Raw genomic sequence first — 25,299 nt, 5'->3', positions numbered from 1 at the left:
AAACGATATGCCCGAAACTCCCCCGTCCCGTGGCGCAACGCGCCGGATCCCGCTCGTGATCGGCGCGGTGCTGGTGGGTGCGCTGATCGGCTATGCCGGCGTCTCCGGATTTGGCGGGCTGATGGGCCGCGGCCCGGCCGGCGATCCGGCCTGCAATGGCGCGGTCGATCTGGCGAAGAAGCTCGGCCCGCTGGCACACGGCGAGCTCGCCGCGCTGACGATGGCGACGAAACCCTTGCGGGTCCCGGACCTCGCCTTCGAGGACGCCGAGGGCAAGCCGAGGAAGCTGTCGGACTGGCGCGGCAAGACCGTGCTGGTGAACCTCTGGGCCACCTGGTGCGTACCCTGCCGCAAGGAGATGCCGGCGCTGGACGCGCTGCAGGCCAAGCTCGGCGGCAAGGATTTCGAGGTGGTGGCGATCAACATCGACACCCGCGACTTCGACAAGCCTAAGAATTTCCTGAAAGACGCCAATCTGACCCGGCTCGGCTATTTCAGTGATGTGAAAGCCAAGGTTTTCCAGGACCTTAAGAGCATAGGCAAGGCGCTTGGGATGCCCACCTCGATGCTCATCGACGGCAACGGCTGCGAGATCGCGACCATTGCGGGTCCGGCCGAATGGGCCAGCGATGACGCCGTGAAGCTGATCACGGCCGCCGTACAGCCGGCCGCGGCAGGGATTTAGGCAACGACGTTCAGATTACCGCCGACGCCCGGCGCCAGATTGGCCGTCGACGGGGCACCCAGGAGCGTCTGGACCGCGGATTTCTCGGCGTCCGCATTGGATTTGATGATCGAGGTCTGAATCTGCGACTGCAGGCCGCCGGCCTGCATGGCCAGAATGCCCGAGACCATGCTCATCATATCCATACGCGGTACTCCCCAATTCGGGCGCACCATAGGCGGCGGGGGGTTAATGAAAGCTGGATATGTCGGGCGCCAGCCGGCCCCGATCATGGCATGTCATACGCGGCTTGACCCGCGTATCCATCAATCTTCACATGAGTCGTTTTTTAGGGATGGATTGCCGGGTCAAGCCCGGCAATAACGACAAGTTAGCGCGTCGGGACCGGCTTCTCGCCGCGGTAGTCGTAGAAACCGCGCTGGGTCTTGCGGCCGAGCCAGCCGGCCTCGACATATTTCACCAAGAGCGGGCACGGCCGGTATTTTGAATCGGCGAGCCCCTCATGCAGCACCTGCATGATCGACAGACAGGTGTCCAGTCCGATGAAATCGGCGAGCTCCAGCGGGCCCATCGGATGGTGGGCACCGAGCTTCATCGCCGCGTCGATCGCCTCGACATTCCCGACGCCCTCGTAGAGCGTGTAGATCGCCTCGTTGATCATCGGCAGCAGGATGCGGTTGACGATGAAGGCCGGAAAATCCTCCGATACCGCGACCTGCTTGCCGAGCTTGCCGACGAACGTCTTGGCAGCGTCGAAGGTCGCATCATCAGTGGCGATGCCGCGGATCAGCTCGACCAACTCCATCAGCGGCACCGGATTCATGAAATGAATACCGATGAAACGCTCGGGGCGGTCGGTGGAGGCGGCGAGCCGCGTGATCGAGATCGAGGAGGAGTTGGAGGCGACGATCGCCTCCGGCTTCAGGACCGCGCAGAGATCGTGGAAGATCTTCCGCTTGGTCTCTTCCTTCTCGACCGCGGTCTCGATCACAAGATCGCAATCCGCCAGTTCGTCGAGGCTGTCAGTCGCGACGATCCGGGACAGCGCCTGCTTGCGCTGCTCCTCGGTGATGGACTTCTTGGCCACCTGGCGCGACAAATTGCCGTTGATGGTTGCGAGCGCCGATTTCACGCGATCGGCGGAAATGTCGTTGAGCAGCACGTCGAAGCCCGCAAGCGCCGCCACATGGGCAATGCCGTTACCCATCTGGCCCGAGCCGATTACGCCGACCTTCTTGATTGCGACCGTCATGTTGTCACCACCGGGACAGCGCGTCCATCGCGCCTCGCCCAAGTCCCCTACTACGTCCCCAATATCCGACAAGTCTTACGTTTGCGCATGATCTTTTTCGTAAACCGGCGCCCACTTAGCGCCGACGCGGCGCTCCGGGTACGGATCATGCTACGGGCGAAAGGTACCTGCTTCGCCGAAAAACGCCATTCAAAAACAAGAACACCGGCCGGGGCCGTACCATCCGGCCGGTGTTCTCTTTGCTTATTTTCCGAGCTTGCCGAGCGCTTCGGTCAGCTCCGGAACCGCCTGGTAGAGGTCGGCGACCAGGCCGTAATCGGCGACCTGGAAGATCGGCGCGTCCTCGTCCTTGTTGATCGCGACGATCACCTTGGAATCCTTCATGCCAGCCAGATGCTGGATCGCGCCGGAGATGCCGACCGCGACATAAAGTTCCGGCGCCACCACCTTGCCGGTCTGGCCAACCTGCCAGTCGTTCGGGGCATAGCCGGCGTCGACCGCCGCGCGCGAGGCGCCGACACCGGCACCGAGCTTGTCGGCCAGCGGTTCGATGTACTTGGCGAAATTTTCCCGGCTCTGCATGGCGCGGCCACCGGAAACGATGATCTTGGCCGAGGTCAGCTCCGGACGATCGCTCTTGGCGACCTCCTCGCCGAGGAAGCTGGAGAGACCGGGATCGGCCGCAGCCGCCACGGACTCGACCGAGGCGCTGCCGCCCTCGCCCGCCGCGGCGAAGGTTGAGGTGCGGACCGTGATCACCTTCTTGGCGTCCTTGGACTTCACTGTCTGGATCGCGTTACCGGCGTAGATCGGACGCTCGAAGGTATCAGGCGCGACCACCTTGATGATCTCGGAGACCTGCATGACGTCGAGCAGGGCCGCGACGCGCGGCATCACGTTCTTGAAGCGCGAGGTCGCGGGCGCAACGATCGCGTCATAGGACGGCGCCAGCGAGACGATCAGCGCGGCAAGCGGCTCGGCGAGATCGTGCGCATAGGCCTCGCCTTCGGCCACCAGCACCTTCTTGACGCCGGCGAGCTTCGCCGCCGCTTCGGCCGCAGCCTTGGTGCCCGCCCCGCCGCCGGCGACCAGCACATGCACGTCGCCGCCCAACTGGGTCGCCGCGGTCAGCGCCTTGTTGGTGACGTCCTTCAGCTTCTCGTGTTCGTGTTCGGCAATCAGCAATGTCGTCATTTAGAGAACCCCGGCTTCGGTCTTGAGCTTCGACACCAGTTCGGCGACGTCCTTGACCTTGACGCCCGCCTTGCGGCCTGCCGGTTCCGAAGTCTTGAGGATTTCGAGATGCGGTGTGAGGTCGACGCCGTAATCGGCGGCGTTCTTCTCGTCGATCGGCTTCTTCTTCGCCTTCATGATGTTGGGCAACGAAGCATAGCGCGGCTCGTTGAGGCGAAGGTCGGTGGTGACGATCGCCGGGCCCTTCAGCTTCACGGTCTGCAGGCCGCCGTCGACCTCGCGCGTGACTTTGAAGTCAGAACCTTCGACCTCGAGCTTGGAGGCGAACGTCGCCTGCGACCAGCCGAGCAGCGCGGCCAGCATCTGGCCGGTCTGGTTGCTATCGTCGTCGATCGCCTGCTTGCCGAGGATGACGAGGCCGGGCTTCTCAGCCTCGACCACCGACTTCAGGAGCTTGGCCACTGCGAGCGGCTCCACCGTGCCCTCGGCCTTGACCAGGATGCCGCGGTCGGCGCCCATCGCAAGGCCGGTGCGGATGGTCTCGGAGGCTTGCGCCGGGCCGATCGACACCACCACAACCTCGGTCGCCTTGCCGGCTTCCTTCAGCCGCAACGCTTCCTCGACCGCGATCTCGTCGAACGGGTTCATCGACATCTTGACGTTGGCGAGCTCCACGCCCGATCCATCGCTCTTGACGCGGACCTTGACGTTGTAGTCGACGACCCGCTTTACCGGCACAAGAACCTTCATCGATCCTCTTTCGCTTTGAAATTAGGGGGTTGATTGGCTTGGGCGCGGAACCTAAAGGTCCCGCTATCGGCGGTCAACGCGCGAAAGCCAAAAATCGGCCCCGTGGATCTCAGACCCATTCTAGCGGTTCTGGCCCGGCACCCACAACACATCACCGGCACCCTTGTCGTTCTGGAAACGGCTGGCGACAAACAGGAAATCCGACAGGCGGTTCATATATTGGATGCCAGCCTCGCTGACTGGCTCATCCGGCTTGGCCGCAAGTTCCACCATCATCCGTTCCGCCCGGCGGCAAATCGTACGGGCGAGGTGCAGATAGGCTGCCGCCGGGGTACCGCCGGGAAGTACGAACGAGGTTAACGGCGCCAGCTCGGCATTGAGCGTATCGATGTCGCGCTCGAGCCGCTCGACCTGGCTCGCCAGCATCCGCAAACGCTCCGCCTTGCCCTCGCGCTGGGGCACCGCGAGGTCGGCGCCAAGATCGAACAGATCGTTCTGGATCAGACCGAGCATGCGGTCGAGCGCGGGATTATCCGCAAGATGAAGCCGCACCACGCCGATCGCGGCATTGGTCTCGTCCACCGTGCCGTAGGCGCTGACGCGCAGATCATATTTCGCTCGCCGCTCGCCGCTTCCGAGCGCCGTCGTACCGTCGTCGCCGGTGCGCGTATAGATCTTGTTGAGCACGACCATGTTCCAGCTCCGGTATTTGCGACCACCTCTTCCTTTTGGAGAGGTAAGAACTAGCGCCCCATCGCCCAGACCGCGAGCATCGCGATTACGATGGCGACGAACTGCAGCAAGACGCGCAGCCGCATCAATTTCTGCGAGGTGTTCGGCGAGCCGCCGCGCATCATGTTGGCGAGACCGAGCAACAGGACTATCCCGACGGCGCCGACCGCGATCGGGAGGATGAACGTACTTAAGAACGATGCCATCTGCGCTACATAACACCGCGATATCTGAAGCGCCACATAGGGCAAGTGCAACGATCTGGCGTTTGGCGCGATTATATCGGAAGCTGGTGTGCGGCCTCGGCTGGCCGGATCAGGGTGGGAAGTGAAGCAGGTTCGGTACGTCTACCACGTCGTGATGGATGCGTTCTACACGTTCCTCGCCGACGACGGCTGGGCGATTGCGAGCCATATCGCGCTCTCGACCCTGATGGCGCTGTTCCCGTTCCTGATCGTGCTGACCTCCCTCGCCGGCTTTTTCGGCTCCAAGGAACTGGCCGACCAGGCCGCGAGCCTGCTGCTGCAGACCTGGCCCAAACAAGTCGCCGACACGCTGTCCAGCCAGGTCCACGACGTCCTGACGACCACGCGCGGTGACATCCTCACCGTCGGCGCGGCGCTCGCGGTCTATTTCGCCTCCAATGGCGTCGAGGCGCTGCGGGTGGCGTTGAACCGCGCCTACGCCGTCCCCGAGCGGCGCCGCTGGTACTGGCTCCGGCTTGAATCGATCGGCTACACCCTGATCGCCGCCATCACCTCGCTCGCGATGGCGTTCCTGATCGTGCTCGGTCCGTTGATACTCGAGACGGCACGGCACTACATTCCGTTCTTCGTCGAGAGCAACGAGCGCATCCTCAACATTGCACGCTACGGCATCACGATCACGGCGTTGACCGTTGCGCTGTTCATCCTGCATGCTTGGCTGCCGGCGGGGCGCCGTAATTTCCTGCAGATCCTGCCTGGCATCATCTTCACCATGGTGGCCTCGCTGATATCAGGCATCGTGTTCGGCCAGTACCTGGCGCGCTTCGCCAAGAACTATGTCACGATGTATGCGGGGCTCGCGTCGGTGATCATCGCTTTGGTGTTCCTGTATTTCATCGCCGCGATCTTCGTCTATGGCGGCGAATTGAATGCGGCGATCATCAAGTCGCGCCTGCCGAAGGGCGTATCGCTTCAAGCAGCGCAGTCGCTAAAGCACGCGGACTCACAGGCTTGACCAGGAACGCGTCGGCGCCGGCCGCCCGCGATGCCGCCTCGTCCTCGCTGCGGCCGGAAATCCCGATGATCGGAATGCGGCCAAGCGGCGACTGAAGCGCGCGGATACGCCTGATCGCCTCCACCCCATCGATGCCGGGCAGCACCATATCCATCAGCACGGCGTCGAAGGCGCCCTGCTGAAGCCGCTCCGGCGCCGCTTCTCCATCGCCGATGAACTCCGCCTGATGGCCGAGCTCGGTGAGGATGGTGTTGAGCACGACGCGGCCGAACGGATTGTCCTCGACGCTGAGCAGCCGGAGCGCGCGCGGCGACCCGGCCGGGACGTCGCTCCCGGCATCGCCGTTGGATGCGGCCGGTTCGCCGGCGGACGCCAGCACGATCGTCAGCGTAAAGGTGGTGCCCCCGCCCCGCCGCTGCCTGGCGACGATGTCGCCGCCCATCGCCCGCGCAAGCTGCTTGACCGAGGATAGGCCGAGGCCTGCGCCGCCGAAGCGCGAGGCGACCCGGACATTGGCCTGCGAGAACGGACGGAACAGGCGCTTGATCTCGGCGAGCGAAAGCCCGATGCCGCTGTCGGAGACCGCGAAGGCGACCCCGACCTTGCCTTTCGCGGCGCGCGTCGGCGTAACCTCGAACGCGACTGTTCCCCGCTCGGTGAATTTGACCGCGTTGTCGATCAGGTTCTCCAGCGCCGCACGCAGCCGAATGGGATCGCCGACGGCGAAGGCGGGCAGCTTTTCGGAGATATCGACCGAGGGCTGCAGGCCCTTGGCCGCCGCCCGCCCGGCGAGTGAATTCCCGGCGTTGCGGGCAAGCGTGCCCAGGTCGAAAAAATCCTGCCGGATCTCAAGGCCGGGCCCACGGCTTCGCGCGGCATCGACGAACAGGGTGGCAAGGCTGGCCAGATGCTCGGCGCCGGCCTGGATGGTATCGACCCAGCGCCGCTCGCGCTCGTCGAGGTCGGAGGTCGCAAGCAGGTTGCTGATCGCGAGAATACCGGTAAGCGGGGTGCGCACCTCATGCGCGAAGGCCGCCAGCGCGGTCTCGACCACGCCGGGGCCCGCCTTGGCAGGCGCGCGTCCGCGGCGTGCCTTTGCCGCCTTCAAGACACGCTTCCGCGACGGCGTCTTCTTGGGATGCCGAATGGTGCGCCCAACGCGCGATCTTGCCGCCATGATTCCCGTGAACCCTGCCCCGGCCGGCAGAATGGCATGCGAGGGTGGTGGGTGTCACGGAGACCTTTTGGGCGACGGCGCCATTACGCGAAAGTGGGCTGAGGCCGTTTGGTTGAGCTCGATCTGGCCGCGAGGACCACCTCTCCCCATCGGGGAGAGGTCGCGCCGACGGCGCGGGTGAGGGGATCAGGTCCCACGAGAGTGCAGGACCCCTCACCCGGATCGCATCTTGCGATGCGATCCGACCTCTCCCAATGGGAGAGGTGAAGCACCTAGGGTAGCCCCACCAGACGGCGGATATCAGCGGGCGTCGCACCGCCGGCGCGCAGTTCCCGCAAGGCGGTTGCCTTGGTCGACTTCGACAGCTTCTGTCCGACCGAATCGCGGATCAGCCGGTGGTGCCGGTAGGCCGGCGAAGCGATGCCGAGCAGCGCCTGCAGCAGCCGGTGCACGCTGGTGGACCAGAACAGGTCCTGCCCCCTGATAACGTCAGTCACCCCTTGCAGGGCGTCGTCGATCACGACCGAGAGGTGATAGCTGGTTGGCGTCTCCTTGCGCACTAGGATGACGTCACCCCACGCCTCCGGCCGGGCGATGACGGTTCCGTGCTCGCCGGCAGGTCCCGCCCCCTGTTCGGCCCAGCTCAGATCTTTCACCCGCGCGCGAGCCGCCGCCATGTTCAACCGCAGCGCGTAAGGCGCCCCCGACTCGATCAGCCGCCGCCGCTCCGGCGCCGGCAGCGATCGCGCGGCGCCCGGATAGAGCGGCGCGCCATCCGGATCGCGCGGCCATGGTCCTGCCGCCTCGCGCTCGGCGACCAGGCGCGCGATCTCAGCGCGGCTTTCAAAGCTCGGATAGAGCAGGCCCTCGGCGGTCAATCGCTCGACCGCCTCGCGATAAGCGTCAAGATGCTCCGACTGCCGCCGCACCGGCGTCTCCCAGGCGATGCCGAGCCAGGCGAGGTCCTCGTAGATCGCAGTCTCGAACTCCGCGCGGCAGCGCGTCGGATCGATGTCCTCGATCCGCAGCAGGAAGCGTCCCCCGGACTCGCGCGCGAGGTCAAAATTCAACAACGCCGAAAAAGCGTGGCCGAGATGGAGATAACCGTTCGGGCTCGGCGCGAATCGGAAAACGGGTGGCGACATTGTATTGGAATTCGTCATTGCCGGGCTTGACCCGGCAATCCATCCTCTAGGACTCTTATCGATAGCAGATGGATGCGCGGGTCAAGCCCGCGCATGACGCGACGAGACTGTTCCTCCATGCTCATCCACTTCGAAACCCAATCGGACCTCGAAGACGCGATCAAAACTCTTGTGAAGCAGGACAAGCGGCTGAGGCCAGTCCTGGAGATCACCGGCATGCCGGCGCTGCGGCAGCGCGAGCCGGGCTTTGCCGGGCTTGCCGCGATCGTCTGCGGCCAGCAGCTTTCGACCGCGAGCGCCGCGGCGATCTGGGGCCGGGTCAGCAAGGCATTCGATCCCTTTCATCATGATGCGATCAGCAAGGCGCGCGCCGACCGGCTTGGCCGGCTCGGCCTGTCGGCGGCGAAGATCAAGACACTGAAGCACATCGCGCGCGAGCTCGCCGCCGAGCGGCTGAACCTCGACGTGCTCGCGAACGAAGACGCCGACATCGCCCACAACACGCTGACCGCGCTGCCCGGCATCGGACCATGGACCGCGGACATCTATCTGTTGTTCTGCCTCGGCCACGGCGACGCCTGGCCGGCGGGCGACCTCGCCGTGCAGGAAGCGGTCAAGATCGGGCTGGGACTGAAGGAACGGCCGACGGCAAAGCAGATGGCGCCGCTGGCCGAGCCCTGGCGCCCGCTGCGCGGCGCCGCGGCGCATCTGTGGTGGGCTTATTACCGTGTGCTGAAGAAGCGCGAAGGCGTGATTGCCGGCGCGAAAACGAGCGCAGGATCGTAGCCCGGGTGAAGCGCAAGCGTAACCCGGGGCCGGCGGCAAACGTCGATACTGGTGTCCCCGGGTTGCGCTTCGCTCCACCCGGGCTACGGGGCTTCGTCACAGTTTTCGGCTGTCGTAGGCCCAATGGAGCAACGCTTGGCGTTGCCGTGGCCTGCAGGTCAGATCACCGGGTTCGCAACTGCGCTTGATCTGCGCGACATGTCGCCGGATCGCTTTCCAGCGCCTGATCTGCCGCGCATCCTCCATCGATATGCGACGGCCCATGTAATAGCGGCAATACCACTGAAACCAGCCGCGCGGATCGTCGGGGTGGATCCATCCTTTCTGTCGCCAGACCGAAAGAGGCTGGCTCGCGTTGACGCCGAAGTAGTTCAGCGAGCAGTCGCGTCTCGAAGGCGAAAGCCGGGCGCCGGCAAACCAGCTCGCCGGGAATTCCTTGCGGCAGTCCGTCATGTACTTGCCGCAGAAGATGCCGAGGGCCAGCAGCTGCTTCGGTGTGAGTTCGGGACGAAATTCCGGATCGAAATTGCGTCCGGCAGGTTCGGTGAGGACGTAGCGGTACCCCCGCTGCATCTTGTCGTTGACTGTAACGCTTACAGAGCGTCGGCGCATGATTGTGAGCCTCATGTCCTTTGACAAGCGCGGCGGGCGGCGAAAGTTCTCTGGACAGGCCCGTAGCCCGGGTGAAGCGCAGCGTAACCCGGGACCGATCGTCAATGTTGATGCAGATGTCCCGGGTTGCGCTGCGCTCCACCCGGGCTACGGGGCACTAGCCGCGCAGCCTGATGCGGTCTTCGCGGGCACAGGCGGTGACGAAGCTGGTCACGGCGCGGACGGCGGGCAGTTCGATCAGGTCGGGATGCGCGAGCAGCCAGAGGTCGGAGACGCTGCCGAGCTTCTGCGGCGCGACCCGCACCAGGTCCGGGCAGCTCTCGGCGACGAAGCAGGACAGCGCCGAGATGCCGAGCCCGGCGCGCGCGGCGGCCAGCATGTCGCCTTGCGACGAGCAGCGCATCACCACCGTTCCCTGCCGCGTAATGAAGTCGCTCCAGCGCGCCAGATGCGCGTTCGACGCCTGGTCGGCAAAACCGATCACGCTGTGACCCCGCCACTCCTCGCGCCGCTCCGGCAGCTTGCGCCGCGCGGCATAGTCGCGCGAGGCGTAGAACCCGGTGCCGAGCCGGCCTATTCTGCGGCCGATCAGGTTTTCCTCGCCGGCATCGACCGGCCGCAGCACCACATCGGCCTCGCGGCGGCGCACGCTCGCCGGAAACGGATGGGTGATGATCTCGAGCTGGATACGGTCGTGATCGCGCAGGAACGGCCCCAGCCGCGGCATCAGCCAGTGCGCGGCCAAGGTCGCACCGATCGACAGCTTCACGACGCCTCTCGCCTGTTCGCCGGTTGCGGACGCCGCGACCTCGGCGCGCAGCGCTGCGGCCGCCATGGCGTCGGCATGCTCGCGAAACTTGCGGCCCTGCGAGGTCAGCGACAACCCGTCATTGGAGCGCGCGAACAGGCGGGTGCCGAGCTGCTTCTCCAGCGCCGCGATCTTGCGGCCGATGGTCGGGTGGCTGGCGCGCAGGCGGCGTGCGGCGCCGGCGAAACTCCTGGTGTCCGCGACGGCGACGAAGGTCTTGCACAGGTCCCAATCCATCCGGCAGCCTCGCATAGCCTGTTCATTTCTGCTGAAACGACTGTTCAATATTGAACAGCGCCACCGCTTCGTCCAGCCCTATATTGACAGCGTCAAGATCAAGATGCCGCAGGCACCGGAGGACCCAGGAATGACGCTGCCCGCTTTTCTCGCCAATAGTCTCGAACTACCGGTGGTCGGCTCGCCGCTGTTCATCGTGTCAGGGCCCGATCTCGTGATCGCCCAGTGCAAGGCCGGTATCGTCGGCTCGTTTCCGGCGCTGAACGCCAGGCCGGCCGAGAAGCTCGACGAATGGCTGACGCAGATCGAGGACGAGCTCGGCGAGTACAAGGCGCGACATCCGGACAAGAAGGTCGCGCCCTACGCGGTGAACCAGATCTGCCATGCCTCCAACGACCGGCTGATGCGGGACATGGAAACCTGCGTGAAGCACAAGGTTCCTGTCATCATCACCTCGCTGCGGCCGCCGTCGGAAATCGTCGAGGCCGCGCATTCCTATGGCGGCGTGGTGTTTCACGACGTCATCAACGTCAAGCATGCACGGAAAGCCGCCGAGCAGGGCGTCGACGGCCTGATCCTGGTCTGCGCCGGCGCCGGCGGGCATGCCGGCACGCTGTCGCCGTTCGCGCTGGTGCGCGAAGTCAAGCAATGGTTCAAGGGCACCATCCTGCTGTCGGGCGCGATCTCCGACGGCTGGAGCATCGCCTCCGCGCTCGCGCTTGGCGCCGATCTCGCCTACATGGGCACTCGCTTCATCGCCACGCAGGAAGCCAATGCCGATCCGCGCTACAAGCAGGCGCTGACTGAACATGGCGCCCACGACATCGTCTATTCGAACCTGTTCACCGGCGTGCACGGCAACTACCTCGGACCGTCGATCGTGGCCGCCGGTCTCGATCCGAACAATCTGCCTGTTGCCGACAAGTCGACGATGAACTTCGGCTCCGGCGGCAACATGAAGGCCAAGGCGTGGCGCGACATCTGGGGTTCGGGCCAGGGCATCGGCCAGATCACGGATGCGCCGCCGGTCGCCGAACTGGTGGAGCGGCTCAAGACGGAATTCACCGAAGCAAGCAGCGACTTCCAGAGACGCGCGAGCGCATGAATTCACCTCGCCCCGCTCTTCGCGGGGAGAGGTCGAAATTCAAGCTGCGCTTGAATTTCGGGTGAGGGGCTGCCTCCGCGAATGTCTCTGTCATCGTATTCGCGGAGAGAGCTCCTCACCCCAACCCTCTCCCCGCAAGAGCGGGGCGAGGGAAAGGCGCGATCAAGCGCCCTCAATTCAGAATAAAAATCTTTAGTCATCGGGAGAGAGACCATGAAGCTGCGGCACGCATTGGCCGTTCTGTTTACCTTGGGCGCGATCGCAACGGCCTTCGCCGAGGACAAGGAAGACATCCGCATCGGGCAGACTCTGCCCTATAGCGGTCCGCTGTCCGGCTTCGGCATCATCGGGCGGACGCAGGAAGCCTTCTTTGCCAAGGTCAATGCCGAAGGCGGCATCAACGGCCGCAAGGTGAAGTTCATCACGATGGACGACGCCTACTCTCCGCCCAAGACGGTCGAGCAGACCCGCAAGCTGGTCGAGCAGGAAGAGGTGCAGATGATATTCGGTTCGCTCGGCACCGCGACCAACAGCGCCGTGCACCGCTACCTCAACGGCAAGAAGGTCCCGCAACTGTTCCTCTTGAGCGGCGCCACCAAATGGGCCGACCCGAAGAACTTTCCCTGGACCATGCCCGGCATGGCCGCCTACGAATCCGAGGGCATCGTGTATGCCAAATATGTGTTGCAGGCCAAGCCCGACGCCAGGATCGCTATCCTCTCCCAGAACGACGATTTCGGCCGCGACTATGCCGCCGGCTTCAAGCGCGCGCTCGGACCCAAGGCCGCCAATATGATTGTCGCGGAGGCGAGCTATGAGACCAGCGCGCCGACAATCAGTTCGCAGCTCGCGACATTGAAGGCCTCCGGCGCCAACGTGCTGTTCGCCGTCGTGCTTGGGAAATTTACCTCGCAGTCGATCAAGGGCGTGGCCGAGCTCGGCTGGAAGCCCGAACTGTTCTTCGTGCCGACCTCGGCCTCCTCGATCTCGTTCCTGGAGCCGGCGGGACTGGAGAATGCAGTCGGCCTGATCTCCTCGAGCAATCAAAAGGACACGATGGATGTGCAGTGGGCCGATGACGCAGGTGTGAAACAATATTTTGCGTTCATGAAGCAGTATCTGCCGAATGCCGACCTGAACAATTCGAACTACGCCGCCGGCTACCACTATGCGACACTTCTGATGGCCGCGCTCAGGGCATGCAAGGACGATTTCAGCCGCGACAACATCCTGCGCCAGGCGACGTCGCTGCGCGAGGTCAAGCTGCCGCTATTGTTGCCGGGAATGACCGTTACGACCGGTCCGGATGATTACCTGCCGTTCCAGCAGTTGCAGTTGCGACGCTTCAACGGCAAGAGCTGGGTCGCTTTCGGCGAGATCCTGGACGACCGCTAGGCCTGTCGCGATAGATTGAGGGTGTGAGAATGATCATCAGCGGTGAACGCCGGATCGGCTATGGCGAGATCAACGAGCGCATCGGCCGCGCAGCATCCGGGTTGCGGGCGCTGGGCGTGCGCGATGGCCAGCCGGTCGCGATGATGTTGCGCAACGATTTTGCGCTGTTCGAGGCGGTGGCCGCCTCCGCCGCGCTCGGCAGCCCAATCGTACCGGTCAACTGGCACCTGAAGGCCGACGAGGTCGCCTATATCCTCGCCGATAGCGGCGCGGACGTCCTGATCTGTCATGCCGACCTGTTGCCGCAGATCCACGATGGGTTGCCCGCCGGGCTCAAGCTGCTGGTGGTGGCGACGCCGCCCGAGATCGCCGCGGCCTACGGCATCACGCCTGAACTGACGCAGGTGCCTGACGGCCTGACCGACTGGGACCGCTGGCGCGACACCCATGCGCCCCTGACCGATGCCCCGATCGGCGCTTCGCCGATGTTCTACACCTCAGGCACCACGGGCCAGCCCAAGGGCGTGCGGCGCAAGCCGATGCCGCCCGAACTGCAGGCCGCGGCCGCCCGCGTCAGCGCGATCGCCTACGGCATCAAGCCGAACGACAACCAGATCGTTCTGATGAACGGGCCGATGTATCATTCGGCGCCGCACAGCTACGGCATGCTGGCGTTCCGCAGCGGCTGCACCATCGTGCTCGAACCGCGCTTCGATCCCGAGGATCTGCTGCAGCTCGTCGAGCGCCACCGCGTCACCCACATGCACATGGTGCCGACGATGTTCGTGCGGCTGCTGCGGCTGCCGGAGGAAACGAGACGACGCTACGACGTCTCCTCGTTGCGCTTCATCATTCACGGCGCCGCGCCCTGTCCGCAGGATGTGAAGCGCGCGATGATCGACTGGTGGGGACTGGTGGTGAACGAGTATCTGGGCTCCACCGAGACCGGGATCCCGATCTGGCATTCGGCGACAGAGGCGCTGGCAAAGCCCGGCACCGTCGGCCGCGTGATCGAAGGCGGCATCGTCAAGATCTTCCGCCCCGACGGGACGGAATGCGACGTCAACGAGCCCGGCGAGATCTTCATGCGGCAGACGGCAATCCCGGATTTCGACTATCACGGCAATGCCAAGGCGCGCACTGAAACCGGGCGTGAAGGCCTCGTCAGCGTCGGCGACGTCGGCTATCTTGATGCGGACGGCTATCTGTTCCTGTGCGACCGCAAGCGCGACATGGTGATCTCGGGCGGCGTCAACATCTATCCCGCCGAGATCGAGAACGCGCTGATCGGCATGGAAGGCGTGCGCGACTGCGCGGTGTTCGGCGTCGCCGACGACGAATATGGCGAGCGGCTGTTCGCCTGCATCGAGCCCGAGCCGGGCGCGACGCTGTCGGTCGCCGCCGTGCAGGATTTTCTGCGCAGCAAACTTGCCAACTTCAAGGTGCCGAAGGACATCCAGTTCATGGACGCGCTGCCGCGCGAAGCCACCGGCAAGATCTTCAAGCGCAAGCTGCGCGATCTGCATCGCGAAGGCACGCTCCGCGCAGCCGTTTGATGCGGCCGAGGCAAATGCGCTCTCACGCCTTTTCACGTGTGCGTTAGGAACGGCTTCGCCGCCCTTTCGCAGCCTCCATCCGCGCCCAACCTAGCAACGTTGTTTCATGCGTTGCCAATGGAGCGCGATCGGCGTGACGAAGTTCGGTCAGGTGCGCTGGGCTCAGAAGGATGGCAGCCCGCCGACGACGTCCCAAGCGGACGGTCCGGCGGGCGAAAGCGGCGTGCGGGTGTTCCGGGCGCTGTTCGACGGCGGGGCGCATTTCAACGCCACACCGGATCAGCACCTCGTCTTCGTTCAGATGTCACCCCATCTGCAGCTCGATTGCCGAATAGCCGGACGGCAGCTTCGGCACGAGACGACCCACGGCGCGCTCGCGATCTGTCCGGCCGGCATTGACTCGTCCGCCGATGCCGACGGCACCGCCGATATGCTGCTGGTCGCGGTCAAGCCGACCCAGCTTGCGCTTGCGGCCGCGGAAGATTACGCGCTCGAAGCAGAGCTGCCGGAACGGCTGTCGGGGTACGACCAAACGCTTCAGCAGGCGGCGCAGTCGCTGGCCGCGGAGAGTGCGCAAGGCTATCCCAATGGTCCGCTGTTCTGGAGCGAAGCCGCGAGCCGCTTCATCGGCCGCCTAGTCTCCCACTATACGTCGACGCCGCGACGCCCAGTTCGCGGCCGGCTCGGTCAACGCGCGCTGCAGCGGATCAGAGACTATGTGCTGATCAATCTCGCCGAGCCGATCGAGGTCGCCGATCTGGCCGCACTCGCCGGCCGCAGCTCGTTCCATTTCTCGCGCGTATTCACTCGATCGGTCGGCATGACGCCGTATCGCTACGTGGTCCATCTCCGCCTGCAGGCGGCGGCGCGGCATATGCGCGAAGGACGAATGGGTCTCGCGGAAATCGCTGTCGACACCGGGTTTGCAGATCAGAGCCATTTGTCGCGATGGGTCCGACGCGTGTACGGCGTCGCGCCCTCCGAGTTTACCTGAGCGAACCAGCAAAACCGCAGGAATCTTCACGAACGCAGGGCCCGCTTCTCCGTAAATCGGCAGACACGCCGAGCACTCCGCTCGCGCCGATCACAGGAGAGTGAAGCCATGTCTGCTACGATCGATGCCGCCGTTTGCGGCCTGAGCGAGGACTTGCCCGGGCTGGTGTCATTGCCCGGCGATGATCGCTATGCGGCGGCGACCAGTATCTGGGCCAAGCAGGTCGGCATCGCGCCCGGTGCGGTCGTGCATTGCCGAACCGCTGGGGATGTCCAGGATGCAATCCGGGCTGCGCGCGAGCGCGAGCTGCCACTGTCGGTCCGCGGCGGTGGCCACGACTGGGCGGGCCGTGCGCTCTGCGACGGCGCGGTGATCGACCTGAGCGGCATGCGCAAGGTGGTGCTGAGTGCCGACCGCCGCAGCGCCTCGATTGCGGGCGGCGCCCGCGCCGCCGATGTCATAGCTGTCACCGATCCACACGGGCTGGCGGTGGTGGCGGGATCGGTTTCGAGCGTCGGGATCGCCGGACTCACGCTCGGCGGCGGCTATGGTCCGCTGATCGGACGCTTCGGACTGGCGATCGACAACATGCTCGCCGCCGAGATCGTGCTGGCCGACGGCCGCATCGTGCATGCCGACAGCGAGAGCAACGCAGATCTGTTCTGGGCGCTGTGTGGCGGCGGCGGCAATTTCGGCGTGGTGACGGCGATGCGTCATCGCGTCCATGAACTGCCGAGCGTCCATTCCGGCATGCTCGTCTATCCCTTTTCCGAGGCCCGCGCGGTGCTCGAACGATGCGGCGCATTAATGGCGTCGGCGCCGGATGAGTTGACGGTGCAGCACACGCTCATGGTCGGTCCAAGCGGCGCGATCGTGGTCCTGGTCATTCCAACCTGGAGCGGCCGGCCCGAACAAGGTGAAGCAGGGCTTCAGCCGTTCGCGCGGTTGGGAACGCTGCTTGCGGGCGGAATCGAGCGGCAATCCTACGCAGCCCTGCTCGGCATGTTCGATCCCTACATCGCGAGCGGATTGCAGACCGTGATGGACAGTTGCTGGCTGCCGGCGCTCGACCGCGACGCCATCGACGTGTTCATCCACGCGATGGAAAACGCGGTCTCGCCGGGATGTGCGATCATTACCCACGAATTCCGCGGCGCGGCGTCCCGCGTCGCGGAGGCTGCGACGGCGTTCGGACTGCGTCGCGATCACCTGCTGGTCGAAATCCTGGCAAGCTTTCCGGATCGCTCCAACGCCAGCGACTGGCCGCGGCACCTGCACTGGACGCGCTCAACGCGCGAGCGCTTCGCCTCAGCGCTACCCGGCGGTTATCCGAACTTTCTCGGCAAGGATGAACTCGATCGCGCGAGACAGAGCTACGGCGGCAATGCCGGGCGGCTGATGGAGATCAAGCATCGCTACGATCCCGACAACGTCTTCTCTTCTGCCATTCCGCTGCCGCGTTCCGCTTAACGTTGAGGACGCGCATGCTGATTCATGTCGTTAGCACTGCTGTCGCGTTCATGCTGACGGCGTTCAGGGCAAAAAAGGTGGCCCCGTGTCTTCCTCGGGTCCACAATTTCAAACGGCTTGTCAGGCCGGCGTCCGCTTCATCGCAGCCGCCGGAAGCGAACAGCGTTTTAAACTATGTTGCCGTTGCAAAACGTCCATCGCCCGACGCAAAGATGGCGGCACGTCACGAGCCGGAGCCGCCGCCATGACATCGACCGACTTCGTCGTCGCCCGCAACGATCTCAAGCAATGCAAATTCATCGAGCAGACGGTGCCCGATGCCGCCGTGCTTCCAAGCGAGACATTGCTGGTCAAGGTGACGCGCTTTGCGCTGACCGCCAACAACATCACCTATGCGGTGCTCGGCGACGAGCTGAAATACTGGCAGCTCTTTCCTGCACCGGATGGGTTCGGCAGCATTCCGGTGTGGGGATTTGGCGAGGTCATCGCCTCCCGCCATCCGAACGTTGCCGAGGGTGAACGGTTGTTCGGGTATTTCCCGATGGCGACGCACCTTGTGATCGAGGCCGCCGAAGTCAGCAAGCGCGGCCTGCGCGACGGCGCCGCACATCGGCAGGGCGTGGCGCCGGTCTACAATGCCTATGCACGTGTGAGCGGCAATCCGGCCTTTGCCGGACGGCAGGGCGACTACCAGGCCTTGCTGCGGCCATTGTTCATGCTGTCGTTCCTGGTCGACGACTTCCTCGCTGAGAACGGATTTTTCGGCGCAGAAAGCGTGATGCTCTCCTCCGCCTCCAGCAAGACCGCGTTCGGGCTCGCGCATCTCTTGCACTCCAGAGGCATCGAGGTGATCGGCCTGACGTCGGAGGCAAATACCAGCTTCGTGACATCGCTCGGCTGCTACGACGAGGTCATCACTTATGATCGCGTCGCGTCGCTGGCTGCGGATCGGCCGGCGGCGTTCGTCGACATGGCCGGCAACAGCGGCTTGCGCGAGGTGCTGCACCGGCACTTCGGCGCGCAGATGAAATATTCCGGGCGCGTCGGACTGACGCATCGTCGCTCATCGGAGAACGAGCCGGAACTGCCCGGCGCCAAGCCGAGCTGGTTCTCCGCGCCCGAGCAGATCCGCAAGCGCGCTAAGGAATGGGGACCGGGCGGAATCGAGGCGCGCCTGGGCCCCGCATGGGCCGGCTTCGCGCCGAAGCTTGAGCAATGGCTCAAGGTGAGCGAAGGCCGTGGTCCCGCAGCGGTGCAAGCAGCCTATCTCGACACCCTGAGCGGCCGCGTGCCGCCGGAACTGGGGCTTATTCTCTCGCTCTGGGAATAGCCGACATCCCGTCACGACCTTTCTGCGGTCTGCCGAATAGGTATAGGCTGCACGGGAACACGCCGCGGAGACGGCCGTGATGGGAAACGCTCATGCTCGACAAGACCGACGACATCTCGGTGGCCGCCGACACTTGGCTCGCGCGATTCGAGGACGCACTTCGCAAGCCGGGCGACGGCGCGCTCAATTTCCTGTTTCTCCCCGATAGTTTCTGGCGTGACATACTGGCGCTGAGCTGGAACATCCAGACCATCGACGGCGCGGACGCCATCATTGCCGAGTTGAAGCGGCATGCGGGCCGCGCGGCACCACGCCGCCTTGTGATCGATCCCGACCGCCGCGCCCCGCGCAAGGTGATGCGGGCCGGCACCAATGCGATCGAGGCGATGTTCAAGTTCGAGACCACGACCGGTCGCGGCAGCGGCATCGTCCGCCTGATCCCTGACCCTACCGACGGCAACGCGCTCAAGGCCTGGACGCTGCTGACCGAGCTCGGCGAGCTCAAGGGCTTTGAGGAGCAGCTCGGCGTCAACCGCCCCCGTGGCAACGCCTATTCGCGTGACTTCCGCGGGCCGAACTGGCTCGACCTCCGCAAGGCGTCGACCGACTATGCCGACCGCGATCCGACCGTGCTCGTGGTCGGCGGCGGCCAGAGCGGGCTTTGCATCGCGGCACGGCTGAAGCAGTTGCAGGTGGATACGCTGATCGTCGACCGCGAGGAGCGCATCGGCGACAATTGGCGCAAGCGCTATCACGCGCTGACCTTGCACAACCAGGTGCAGGTCAACCACCTGCCCTATATGCACTTTCCGCCGAACTGGCCGACCTATATCCCGAAGGACAAGCTTGCCAACTGGTTCGAAGCCTATGTCGACGCCATGGAGCTGAACTTCTGGACCAGCACCGAGTTCGAGGGCGGGCACTACGACGCGAACGAAGGCCGCTGGACGGTGACGCTGCGCGGCGCCGATGGCTCGAAACGCCAGATGCATCCGCGCCATGTGGTGCTGGCCACCGGTGTCAGCGGGATTCCGAGCGTGCCTGATATCCCCGGCCTGAAGGATTTTTCCGGCAAGGTCCTGCATTCCAGCGGCTATGACGACGGCGAGAACTGGAAGGGCAGGCGCGCCATCGTCATCGGCACCGGCAACAGTGGCCACGACATCGCCCAGGACCTCTATTCCAGCGGCGCCGACGTGACGCTGGTGCAGCGCAGCCCGACGCTGGTGGTCAGCATCGAGCCGTCGGCGCAGCTCGTCTATGCGCCCTACAATGAGGGAACGCTCGACGACAACGACCTGATCGCGATGTCGATGCCGCTCAAGCTGGGGCGCAAGAGCCACGCGATGGTGACCGAGAAATCGAAAGCGCTCGACAAGGACCTGCTCGAGGGCCTTAAGCGCGTCGGCTTCAAGCTCGACTACGGCGAGGACAACACCGGCTGGCAGTTCAAATATCTCACCCGCGGCGGCGGCTATTATTTCAACGTCGGCTGCTCCGATCTGATCGTCAAAGGCGAGATCGCGCTGAAGCAGTTTGCCGATATCGAGACGTTCGTTGCCGCCGGCGCCAGGATGAAGAACGGCGAACTCCTCCCCGCCGACCTCGTGGTGCTCGCGACCGGCTACAAGCGCCAGGAGGAACTGGTGAAGAAGCTGTTCGGCGCCGACGTCGCCGACCGCGTCGGCACGATCTGGGGCTTTGGCGAGGAGCAGGAGCTCCGCAACATATACACCCGCACGCACCAGGCGGGCCTCTGGCTGATCGCCGGCGGACTGGCGCAATGCCGGATCGGCTCGAAGCATCTGGCGCTGCAGATCAAGGCGATCGAGGAAGGCCTGCTGCCGCGCGACGTCGGGCCGCGGGCGATGTTTGCGTAGTTTACACCGTCATTCCGGGGCGCGCGAAGCGCGAGCCCGGAATCCATAACCACCATCGTGAGTATGGATTCCGGGCCTGCGCCTTGCGGCGCATCCCGGAATGAAAACGACCTTGGGGAGGAAAACACATGTCGACCATCCTCGGCTCCGGCGAGCATCGCTACCGCGTGGTGCAGAACTGGGCCAAGCTGCCCGACGGCTGGCAGCTCACCGACGTCGCCTCCGTCGCGGTCGACAGCAAGGACCGCATCTACGTCTTCAATCGCGGCGAGCATCCGATGATCGTGTTCGACCGCGAGGGCAATTTCCTGCGGAGCTGGGGCGAAGGCCTGTTCTCCCGCGCCCACGGCCTGCACATCGGCGCCGATGACAATCTCTATTGCACCGATGACGGCGACCACACTGTGCGCAAATGCGCGAGCGAGGGCAAGGTGCTGCTCACGATCGGCATCCCAGCTAAGCCCGCGCCGTTCATGAGCGGAGAGCCGTTCAACCGCTGCACCCACACCGCGCTATCGCCAAAGGGCGAGATCTATGTCTCAGACGGCTACGGCAACGCCCGTGTCCACAAATTCACGCCCGACGGCAAGCTGATGCGGAGCTGGGGCGCGCCCGGCACCGATCCCGGACAGTTCAACATCGTTCACAACATCGCGACCGATGCCGACGGCTTTGTCTATGTCGCCGACCGCGAGAACCATCGCGTGCAGGTGTTCGACGGCAACGGCAAATACGAGACGCAGTGGAACAATCTGCACCGTCCCTGCGCGCTCTGCTGTTGTGGCGGCAAGCAACCCAATTTCGTGATCGGCGAACTCGGTCCCGGCATGGCTGTCAACCGCAAGGTACCTAATCTTGGACCCCGGCTGACCATCGTCGATGCCAAGGGCAATCGCATCGCGCGGCTCGGCGGCGAAACCGGCCCGGGCGTGGAGACCGGCAAATTCCTGGCGCCGCACGGCATCGCGCTCGACTCCAAAGGCGACATCTATGTCGGCGAGGTCGGCGTCACCGACTGGAGGACCAGCTTTCCCGAGACCGAGATGCCGGCCGAGGTAAGGGTGGCGCGCTGCCTGCAGAAGCTGGAGAAGATCGTAACGTAGCTAGAGTTTGATGAGCTAAGGTTGAACTGTATCCGCCGTGGGCGCTGCCTCTTTTCACCTCTCCCATAGGGAGAGGTCGGCGCGCAGCGCCGGGTGAGGGGATCTGCTCTATCGAGGGACCGCAACCCCTCACCCGCGCCTCCGGCGCGACCTCTCCCTTCGGGAGAGGTGAACTTGCGGCTAAGCCGATTCAACCAAATGACATCGCGCTTGAGAGCATGATCCGGAAAAGTGGGGACCGGTTTTTCCTCGCGACAATGGCGAAGCGTTTGCGCGAAGATCATGCTCGAACAAAGAGCCGCGATCAGATATCGCCGATCACCTCGCGCCGGCGCTGCTCGGATTCCTCGGCATAACGCCGCATCGCGTGCGCCTCGTTGAGAACGCCGATCGGACAGCGTTCCGCACCCTCCTCGACCACGGCGAGCGATTCCGCTTCCGCGGCGTCGAACACCGCAATTGCCTCCTGGATGTTCATGGACGGATGCAGCACCACGTCGCTGTGGCGCAGGATGCCGAGGAGGCCGTTGTGCATATCGATATCGGCCGCATGCGCGTCCGCGATCAATGCCAACCCGGCGTAACGCCCCTCGCCGTCGACCGCGACCACCTGGGTTTTGGAGCCGAGCGGGAACTGCTTGCGGAACTGCGCTATTGGCACGTCCGCATTCACGGTCGTCATGTCCCGGCGCATCAATTTGTCCACCGTGAGATCGCGGATCCAGCCGACATCGGCGGCGCTGCGGATGGTCTCGCCGCGCAGATGCAAGCGCCAAGTCGCAAATGAATAGCCGAACAGTTCCCGCGTGATCATCGTGGAGATGATGACGGAGACCAGCACCGCCGTGGTGAGCCAGAGATTGCCGGTCGATTCCAGCGCGATGAAGGACATCGTCAGCGGTCCGCCGATGACCGACGCCGACAACGCGCTCATGCAGATCACCGCATAGACGTCCGGATCGAGTTGGAGGCCCGGCCACAACATGTCGCAACCGGCGGCGAACAGCCGGCCGCCCAGTGCGCCCATGAACAGCGTGGCGAAGAACAGGCCGCCGCGAAATCCGCTGCCGAGCGAGACGATCGAGGCCACCGCTTTCAGGAACAGCACGCCGGCCATGAAGGCGAACGGTATGGACACGATGCCGCCGAGATGCAGCGCGCCATGACCCGAGGACATCACCTGCGGCGTCAGCAGCGCCATCAGTCCGACCGCGAAGCCGCCGAGCGCCGTACGCAATGGCGGCCAGAGCCCTGTCTTTCCGAGCAGCGTCTCGCACAGCGTGACGCCGCGCATGATGGCGATGCCGAACAGCGCCGCCAGCACGCCGAGCAGCGCGGCGATGGCGAGGTCGCGCCCCAGCACGTCGCCGGCGGCATCGACGCCGACCCCCAGCGTCAGCACGCTGAAGGAATGGGCGACAAAATAGCCGGCAACCGCGGCGACCCCGACCGGCGCCAGGCTCGCGGGCGTATAGCCGCCGATCACAAGTTCGAAAGCATAGAAGGCGCCGGCCAGCGGCGCGCCGAAGGCGCCGGCGATCGCCGCCGCCGCTCCACAGCCGACCATGATGCGCTGATCGATGCGCCGCAGGTGGAAGGCGCGGCCGACCGAAGCTGCGATGCCGCTGGAGAGCTGCGTATAACCCGCCTCGAGCCCGACCGAGGCGCCGACGCCGGAGGACCAGATCGTCTGCAGGGCGACGATCACGCTGCCGCGGAACGACATCCGCCCGCCGTAAAGGGCATTGGCCTCGATCGGATCGATCTCGCGCTTCGGCCGCCAGCGCGCCAGCGCGAGGAAGGCCAGGCCCAGCAATAGCCCACCCAGGCTCGGAACCAGCACGGCGCGCAGCGGATCGAGGCTGATCTGGCTGGAGAGCCGCTCGCCGAACGGCAGGTCGAACAGGGCGACGTGCAGGACCGACACCGCGCCACTCATGGCCGCCACCACCAGCCCGCCAATGGTTCCGGTCAGTGCCGCCAGGACCACCAGGCTGGTTTCATGCGCGCGGACGAAGGCGCGCAGCCGGCGTGGAGCCTCGAGATAGCGGGACTTGGTGAGCATTGCAGAGGCCGCCGACGCAGGAGGTATCTGCGGCCTCGTTTACGGGCCTTGCAAGCGGGTGGCAATCACGGCGGGATCATGGCAGCGTGGAATACGATAAACGGCTCAACGCTCTTCACAATCCCGTCACGCTGCATGTAGTATGTCAGTACATGCTGCTTCGCAGCGATATGGAGGCCGGGAGCGTTACTTGAACGCACATGTCTCGCAAGGCGGTTGGCCGGTACTGGTCCTGAACGCGGACTTTCGGCCGCTGAGTTATTATCCCCTGTCGCTATGGTCGTGGCAGGACGCGATCAAGGCAGTCTTCCTCGATCGCGTAAATATCGTCGAATATTACGACCGGGCGGTCCGGAGCCCCTCCTTCGAAATCCAGCTCCCCAGCGTCGTCTCGCTGAAATCCTTCGTCAAGCCGACCACGCATCCCGCATTCACGCGTTTCAACGTTTTCCTGCGCGATCGTTTCGCCTGCCAGTACTGCAATTCGCCTGACGATCTCACCTTCGATCACATCATCCCGCGCAGCAAAGGCGGCCAGACTACTTGGGAGAATGTGGTCGCGGCGTGCTCGCCCTGTAACCTCAGGAAGGGCAACCTGACGACGCAGCAGGCCAAGATGTTTCCGAAGCAGACGCCGTTCGCACCGACCGTGCACCAGCTCCACCGCAACGGCCGCCTGTTCCCGCCAAACTATCTGCACGATAGCTGGCTCGACTATCTGTACTGGGACACCGAGCTGGATCCGTAAAGGGTGCGGCCGTACTTGTGTGCTGAGTCCCACTGCCTGTGAATGAGTGACCTCGCCAGCCAGATTATCCCTCACTACGAAAAGCACGCAGCAGCGTGGGACCGCGACCGTCGGAACGCCTATTGGAACGACAAGGTCTGGCACGACCGCTTCATCGGCCGACTAGCCAAGGACGCCACGGTGCTTGATCTCGGCTGCGGTCCAGGGCAACCGGTTGCGCAGCAGATGATTGAACGAGGACTGCGCGTGACCGGCGTCGACTCCTCACCGACGATGATCTCGTTCTGCCGTGATCGCCTGCCCGATCAAGAATGGATTGTTGCGGATATGCGGCGATTGTCGCTCGGTCGGCGGTTCGACGGCATTCTCGCGTGGGACAGCTTCTTTCATCTTAATCACGACGACCAGCGAAGAATGTTTGCGGTTTTTGCCGACCACGCCTCTGTCGGAACGATATTGATGTTCAATACCGGACCGCAGCACTGTGAGAGCATCGGCGAATACAGGGGCGATCCGCTGTATCACGCGAGCCTATCACCTGCCGAATACGAGGTGTTTACCGCGCGTTTTGGGTTCGGCGTGCTGGAACACGCGACGAACGATGCGCAGGCAGGCGGACGAACGGTGTACCTCTGTCAACGGAATGACTTCGGGTAATGTCGCCTGCTGGGCCCCTGAGCTGAACCGCGCTTCCGCTTTCATCATGTCGGCTGTCCGAACCAGGGCGGATGTCGCCGTGCGCTTGCCCCGACCGCCGCTTCTGAACACAAAGGGACATCCCGCATTGGTCAGCATCACTGACCTCTGCGTGGCGGCGCGGCAACAACCACTTCACAAAATCGCGCCGTGCCGGTTTTCGCCATATCTACGGCGTTTCGCCCGACAATCGTGGTCCTCGGTTATTCGCATGCTCGGCTTCTGCTTTGAAAAACTACGCCGGCTGGAGTGGCAACTGACCTCAGCCGCGACAGTGACGGCGCGCGATGGTAGCGGCGGCTGAGCCACGGACGTCCGAGTGGGGATCGGCAGGGCCGAATGCGGTTCCGGCTTCCTC

General features: G+C 64.4%; 24 protein-coding genes. 13 read left to right on the top strand and 11 right to left on the bottom strand.

Features of this window, described 5'->3' with window-relative positions; genetic code table 11:
• The first annotated feature begins 7 nt into the window (after window positions 1-7).
• A complete protein-coding gene (gene tlpA, locus AC5ZG5_RS02055; RefSeq protein WP_496138672.1) occupies window positions 8-685 on the top strand; it encodes a thiol:disulfide interchange protein TlpA in 678 nt (225 codons plus the stop codon).
• Here tlpA and AC5ZG5_RS02050 read toward each other — a convergent pair.
• From AC5ZG5_RS02050 to AC5ZG5_RS02025, 6 genes are all read right to left on the bottom strand, one after another.
• Complete coding sequence (locus AC5ZG5_RS02050; protein ID WP_028163775.1) at window positions 682-870, bottom strand: putative motility protein; 189 nt, start codon at window positions 868-870, stop codon at window positions 682-684. The two genes, tlpA and AC5ZG5_RS02050, sit on opposite strands and share 4 nt — an antisense overlap.
• A 185-nt stretch (window positions 871-1,055) precedes the next feature.
• Complete coding sequence (locus AC5ZG5_RS02045) at window positions 1,056-1,937, bottom strand: 3-hydroxybutyryl-CoA dehydrogenase (RefSeq protein ID WP_028163776.1); 882 nt, start codon at window positions 1,935-1,937, stop codon at window positions 1,056-1,058.
• Window positions 1,938-2,180: 243 nt separating this feature from the next.
• Window positions 2,181-3,131 carry an electron transfer flavoprotein subunit alpha/FixB family protein gene (locus AC5ZG5_RS02040; protein ID WP_130229358.1) on the bottom strand — a complete coding sequence of 317 codons (951 nt, stop codon included), beginning with the start codon at window positions 3,129-3,131 and terminating at the stop codon, window positions 2,181-2,183.
• Window positions 3,132-3,881: an electron transfer flavoprotein subunit beta/FixA family protein gene (locus AC5ZG5_RS02035; protein WP_028163778.1), complete on the bottom strand. Its 750-nt coding sequence runs from the start codon at window positions 3,879-3,881 to the stop codon at window positions 3,132-3,134.
• Window positions 3,882-4,001: 120 nt separating this feature from the next.
• Window positions 4,002-4,574 carry a cob(I)yrinic acid a,c-diamide adenosyltransferase gene (locus AC5ZG5_RS02030; RefSeq protein ID WP_456640900.1) on the bottom strand — a complete coding sequence of 191 codons (573 nt, stop codon included), beginning with the start codon at window positions 4,572-4,574 and terminating at the stop codon, window positions 4,002-4,004.
• A 50-nt stretch (window positions 4,575-4,624) separates the two neighbouring features.
• Window positions 4,625-4,819: a twin transmembrane helix small protein gene (locus AC5ZG5_RS02025; protein ID WP_208827699.1), complete on the bottom strand. Its 195-nt coding sequence runs from the start codon at window positions 4,817-4,819 to the stop codon at window positions 4,625-4,627.
• 121 nt (window positions 4,820-4,940) lie between these two features.
• On the opposite strand from AC5ZG5_RS02025, the gene AC5ZG5_RS02020 reads away from it, so the two are divergent.
• Entirely contained in the window at window positions 4,941-5,834 is an 894-nt protein-coding gene (locus tag AC5ZG5_RS02020; RefSeq protein ID WP_456640899.1) for a YihY/virulence factor BrkB family protein, read from the top strand.
• Here AC5ZG5_RS02020 and AC5ZG5_RS02015 read toward each other — a convergent pair.
• Window positions 5,761-7,011: an ATP-binding protein gene (locus tag AC5ZG5_RS02015; protein WP_456640898.1), complete on the bottom strand. Its 1,251-nt coding sequence runs from the start codon at window positions 7,009-7,011 to the stop codon at window positions 5,761-5,763. The two genes, AC5ZG5_RS02020 and AC5ZG5_RS02015, sit on opposite strands and share 74 nt — an antisense overlap.
• A gap of 272 nt (window positions 7,012-7,283) precedes the next feature.
• Window positions 7,284-8,156, bottom strand: a complete 873-nt coding sequence (gene gluQRS, locus AC5ZG5_RS02010; protein WP_456640897.1) for a tRNA glutamyl-Q(34) synthetase GluQRS — start codon at window positions 8,154-8,156, stop codon at window positions 7,284-7,286.
• 117 nt (window positions 8,157-8,273) lie between these two features.
• Between gluQRS and AC5ZG5_RS02005 the strand changes: the two genes are divergently transcribed.
• Window positions 8,274-8,942, top strand: a complete 669-nt coding sequence (locus AC5ZG5_RS02005) for a DNA-3-methyladenine glycosylase family protein (RefSeq protein ID WP_130229751.1) — start codon at window positions 8,274-8,276, stop codon at window positions 8,940-8,942.
• A 96-nt stretch (window positions 8,943-9,038) separates the two neighbouring features.
• Here AC5ZG5_RS02005 and AC5ZG5_RS02000 read toward each other — a convergent pair whose 3' ends face one another.
• Window positions 9,039-9,554, bottom strand: a complete 516-nt coding sequence (locus AC5ZG5_RS02000; RefSeq protein WP_456640896.1) for a hypothetical protein — start codon at window positions 9,552-9,554, stop codon at window positions 9,039-9,041.
• A gap of 157 nt (window positions 9,555-9,711) precedes the next feature.
• Complete coding sequence (locus AC5ZG5_RS01995) at window positions 9,712-10,599, bottom strand: LysR family transcriptional regulator (protein WP_456640895.1); 888 nt, start codon at window positions 10,597-10,599, stop codon at window positions 9,712-9,714.
• 130 nt (window positions 10,600-10,729) lie between these two features.
• Here AC5ZG5_RS01995 and AC5ZG5_RS01990 point away from each other — a divergent pair, with 130 nt between their 5' ends.
• From AC5ZG5_RS01990 to AC5ZG5_RS01955, 8 genes are all read left to right on the top strand, one after another.
• Window positions 10,730-11,704: an NAD(P)H-dependent flavin oxidoreductase gene (locus AC5ZG5_RS01990; protein WP_456640894.1), complete on the top strand. Its 975-nt coding sequence runs from the start codon at window positions 10,730-10,732 to the stop codon at window positions 11,702-11,704.
• A 213-nt stretch (window positions 11,705-11,917) separates the two neighbouring features.
• Window positions 11,918-13,099 (top strand): ABC transporter substrate-binding protein, encoded by a 1,182-nt coding sequence (locus AC5ZG5_RS01985; RefSeq protein WP_456640893.1) that lies wholly within the window; start codon window positions 11,918-11,920, stop codon window positions 13,097-13,099.
• Between the two features lie 29 nt (window positions 13,100-13,128).
• Window positions 13,129-14,655 carry an acyl-CoA synthetase gene (locus AC5ZG5_RS01980; protein ID WP_456640892.1) on the top strand — a complete coding sequence of 509 codons (1,527 nt, stop codon included), beginning with the start codon at window positions 13,129-13,131 and terminating at the stop codon, window positions 14,653-14,655.
• A 133-nt stretch (window positions 14,656-14,788) separates the two neighbouring features.
• Window positions 14,789-15,649 carry a helix-turn-helix domain-containing protein gene (locus tag AC5ZG5_RS01975; protein WP_456640891.1) on the top strand — a complete coding sequence of 287 codons (861 nt, stop codon included), beginning with the start codon at window positions 14,789-14,791 and terminating at the stop codon, window positions 15,647-15,649.
• A gap of 108 nt (window positions 15,650-15,757) precedes the next feature.
• Window positions 15,758-17,119, top strand: a complete 1,362-nt coding sequence (locus AC5ZG5_RS01970) for an FAD-binding oxidoreductase (protein ID WP_456640890.1) — start codon at window positions 15,758-15,760, stop codon at window positions 17,117-17,119.
• Between the two features lie 244 nt (window positions 17,120-17,363).
• Window positions 17,364-18,449: a DUF2855 family protein gene (locus AC5ZG5_RS01965; RefSeq protein WP_456640889.1), complete on the top strand. Its 1,086-nt coding sequence runs from the start codon at window positions 17,364-17,366 to the stop codon at window positions 18,447-18,449.
• 92 nt (window positions 18,450-18,541) lie between these two features.
• Complete coding sequence (locus AC5ZG5_RS01960; RefSeq protein WP_456640888.1) at window positions 18,542-20,329, top strand: flavin-containing monooxygenase; 1,788 nt, start codon at window positions 18,542-18,544, stop codon at window positions 20,327-20,329.
• 128 nt (window positions 20,330-20,457) lie between these two features.
• Window positions 20,458-21,432 carry a peptidyl-alpha-hydroxyglycine alpha-amidating lyase family protein gene (locus AC5ZG5_RS01955; RefSeq protein WP_456640887.1) on the top strand — a complete coding sequence of 325 codons (975 nt, stop codon included), beginning with the start codon at window positions 20,458-20,460 and terminating at the stop codon, window positions 21,430-21,432.
• A gap of 304 nt (window positions 21,433-21,736) precedes the next feature.
• Here the strand turns inward: AC5ZG5_RS01955 and AC5ZG5_RS01950 are convergent, their stop codons facing one another.
• Window positions 21,737-23,497: a chloride channel protein gene (locus tag AC5ZG5_RS01950; RefSeq protein WP_456640886.1), complete on the bottom strand. Its 1,761-nt coding sequence runs from the start codon at window positions 23,495-23,497 to the stop codon at window positions 21,737-21,739.
• Between the two features lie 190 nt (window positions 23,498-23,687).
• Here AC5ZG5_RS01950 and AC5ZG5_RS01945 point away from each other — a divergent pair, with 190 nt between their 5' ends.
• The gene (locus AC5ZG5_RS01945) at window positions 23,688-24,245 is read left to right on the top strand and encodes an HNH endonuclease (RefSeq protein WP_028163793.1); all 558 of its coding nucleotides are present in this window, start codon (window positions 23,688-23,690) and stop codon (window positions 24,243-24,245) included.
• A 42-nt stretch (window positions 24,246-24,287) separates the two neighbouring features.
• On the top strand, window positions 24,288-24,902 hold the full coding sequence (locus AC5ZG5_RS01940) for a class I SAM-dependent methyltransferase (RefSeq protein WP_456640885.1): 615 nt from the start codon (window positions 24,288-24,290) through the stop codon (window positions 24,900-24,902).
• Window positions 24,903-25,299 lie beyond the last annotated feature (397 nt).

Source organism: Bradyrhizobium sp. Ses1 (assembly GCF_059512365.1).
The sequence above is the reverse complement of the archived record's forward strand: the minus strand, read 5'-3'. Positions and strand labels throughout refer to the sequence as shown.

What these genes read in the sequence shown, in the direction of transcription:
- tlpA (WP_496138672.1), top strand. Translation starts at nt 8, where the DNA reads ATGCCCGAAACTCCCCCGTCCCGTGGCGCAACGCGCCGGATCCCGCTC.
- AC5ZG5_RS02050 (WP_028163775.1), bottom strand. Translation starts at nt 870, where the DNA reads ATGGATATGATGAGCATGGTCTCGGGCATTCTGGCCATGCAGGCCGGC.
- AC5ZG5_RS02045 (WP_028163776.1), bottom strand. Translation starts at nt 1,937, where the DNA reads ATGACGGTCGCAATCAAGAAGGTCGGCGTAATCGGCTCGGGCCAGATG.
- AC5ZG5_RS02040 (WP_130229358.1), bottom strand. Translation starts at nt 3,131, where the DNA reads ATGACGACATTGCTGATTGCCGAACACGAACACGAGAAGCTGAAGGAC.
- AC5ZG5_RS02035 (WP_028163778.1), bottom strand. Translation starts at nt 3,881, where the DNA reads ATGAAGGTTCTTGTGCCGGTAAAGCGGGTCGTCGACTACAACGTCAAG.
- AC5ZG5_RS02030 (WP_456640900.1), bottom strand. Translation starts at nt 4,574, where the DNA reads ATGGTCGTGCTCAACAAGATCTATACGCGCACCGGCGACGACGGTACG.
- AC5ZG5_RS02025 (WP_208827699.1), bottom strand. Translation starts at nt 4,819, where the DNA reads ATGGCATCGTTCTTAAGTACGTTCATCCTCCCGATCGCGGTCGGCGCC.
- AC5ZG5_RS02015 (WP_456640898.1), bottom strand. Translation starts at nt 7,011, where the DNA reads ATGGCGGCAAGATCGCGCGTTGGGCGCACCATTCGGCATCCCAAGAAG.
- gluQRS (WP_456640897.1), bottom strand. Translation starts at nt 8,156, where the DNA reads ATGTCGCCACCCGTTTTCCGATTCGCGCCGAGCCCGAACGGTTATCTC.
- AC5ZG5_RS02005 (WP_130229751.1), top strand. Translation starts at nt 8,274, where the DNA reads ATGCTCATCCACTTCGAAACCCAATCGGACCTCGAAGACGCGATCAAA.
- AC5ZG5_RS02000 (WP_456640896.1), bottom strand. Translation starts at nt 9,554, where the DNA reads ATGCGCCGACGCTCTGTAAGCGTTACAGTCAACGACAAGATGCAGCGG.
- AC5ZG5_RS01995 (WP_456640895.1), bottom strand. Translation starts at nt 10,599, where the DNA reads ATGGATTGGGACCTGTGCAAGACCTTCGTCGCCGTCGCGGACACCAGG.
- AC5ZG5_RS01990 (WP_456640894.1), top strand. Translation starts at nt 10,730, where the DNA reads ATGACGCTGCCCGCTTTTCTCGCCAATAGTCTCGAACTACCGGTGGTC.
- AC5ZG5_RS01985 (WP_456640893.1), top strand. Translation starts at nt 11,918, where the DNA reads ATGAAGCTGCGGCACGCATTGGCCGTTCTGTTTACCTTGGGCGCGATC.
- AC5ZG5_RS01980 (WP_456640892.1), top strand. Translation starts at nt 13,129, where the DNA reads ATGATCATCAGCGGTGAACGCCGGATCGGCTATGGCGAGATCAACGAG.
- AC5ZG5_RS01970 (WP_456640890.1), top strand. Translation starts at nt 15,758, where the DNA reads ATGTCTGCTACGATCGATGCCGCCGTTTGCGGCCTGAGCGAGGACTTG.
- AC5ZG5_RS01965 (WP_456640889.1), top strand. Translation starts at nt 17,364, where the DNA reads ATGACATCGACCGACTTCGTCGTCGCCCGCAACGATCTCAAGCAATGC.
- AC5ZG5_RS01960 (WP_456640888.1), top strand. Translation starts at nt 18,542, where the DNA reads ATGCTCGACAAGACCGACGACATCTCGGTGGCCGCCGACACTTGGCTC.
- AC5ZG5_RS01955 (WP_456640887.1), top strand. Translation starts at nt 20,458, where the DNA reads ATGTCGACCATCCTCGGCTCCGGCGAGCATCGCTACCGCGTGGTGCAG.
- AC5ZG5_RS01950 (WP_456640886.1), bottom strand. Translation starts at nt 23,497, where the DNA reads ATGCTCACCAAGTCCCGCTATCTCGAGGCTCCACGCCGGCTGCGCGCC.
- AC5ZG5_RS01940 (WP_456640885.1), top strand. Translation starts at nt 24,288, where the DNA reads ATGAGTGACCTCGCCAGCCAGATTATCCCTCACTACGAAAAGCACGCA.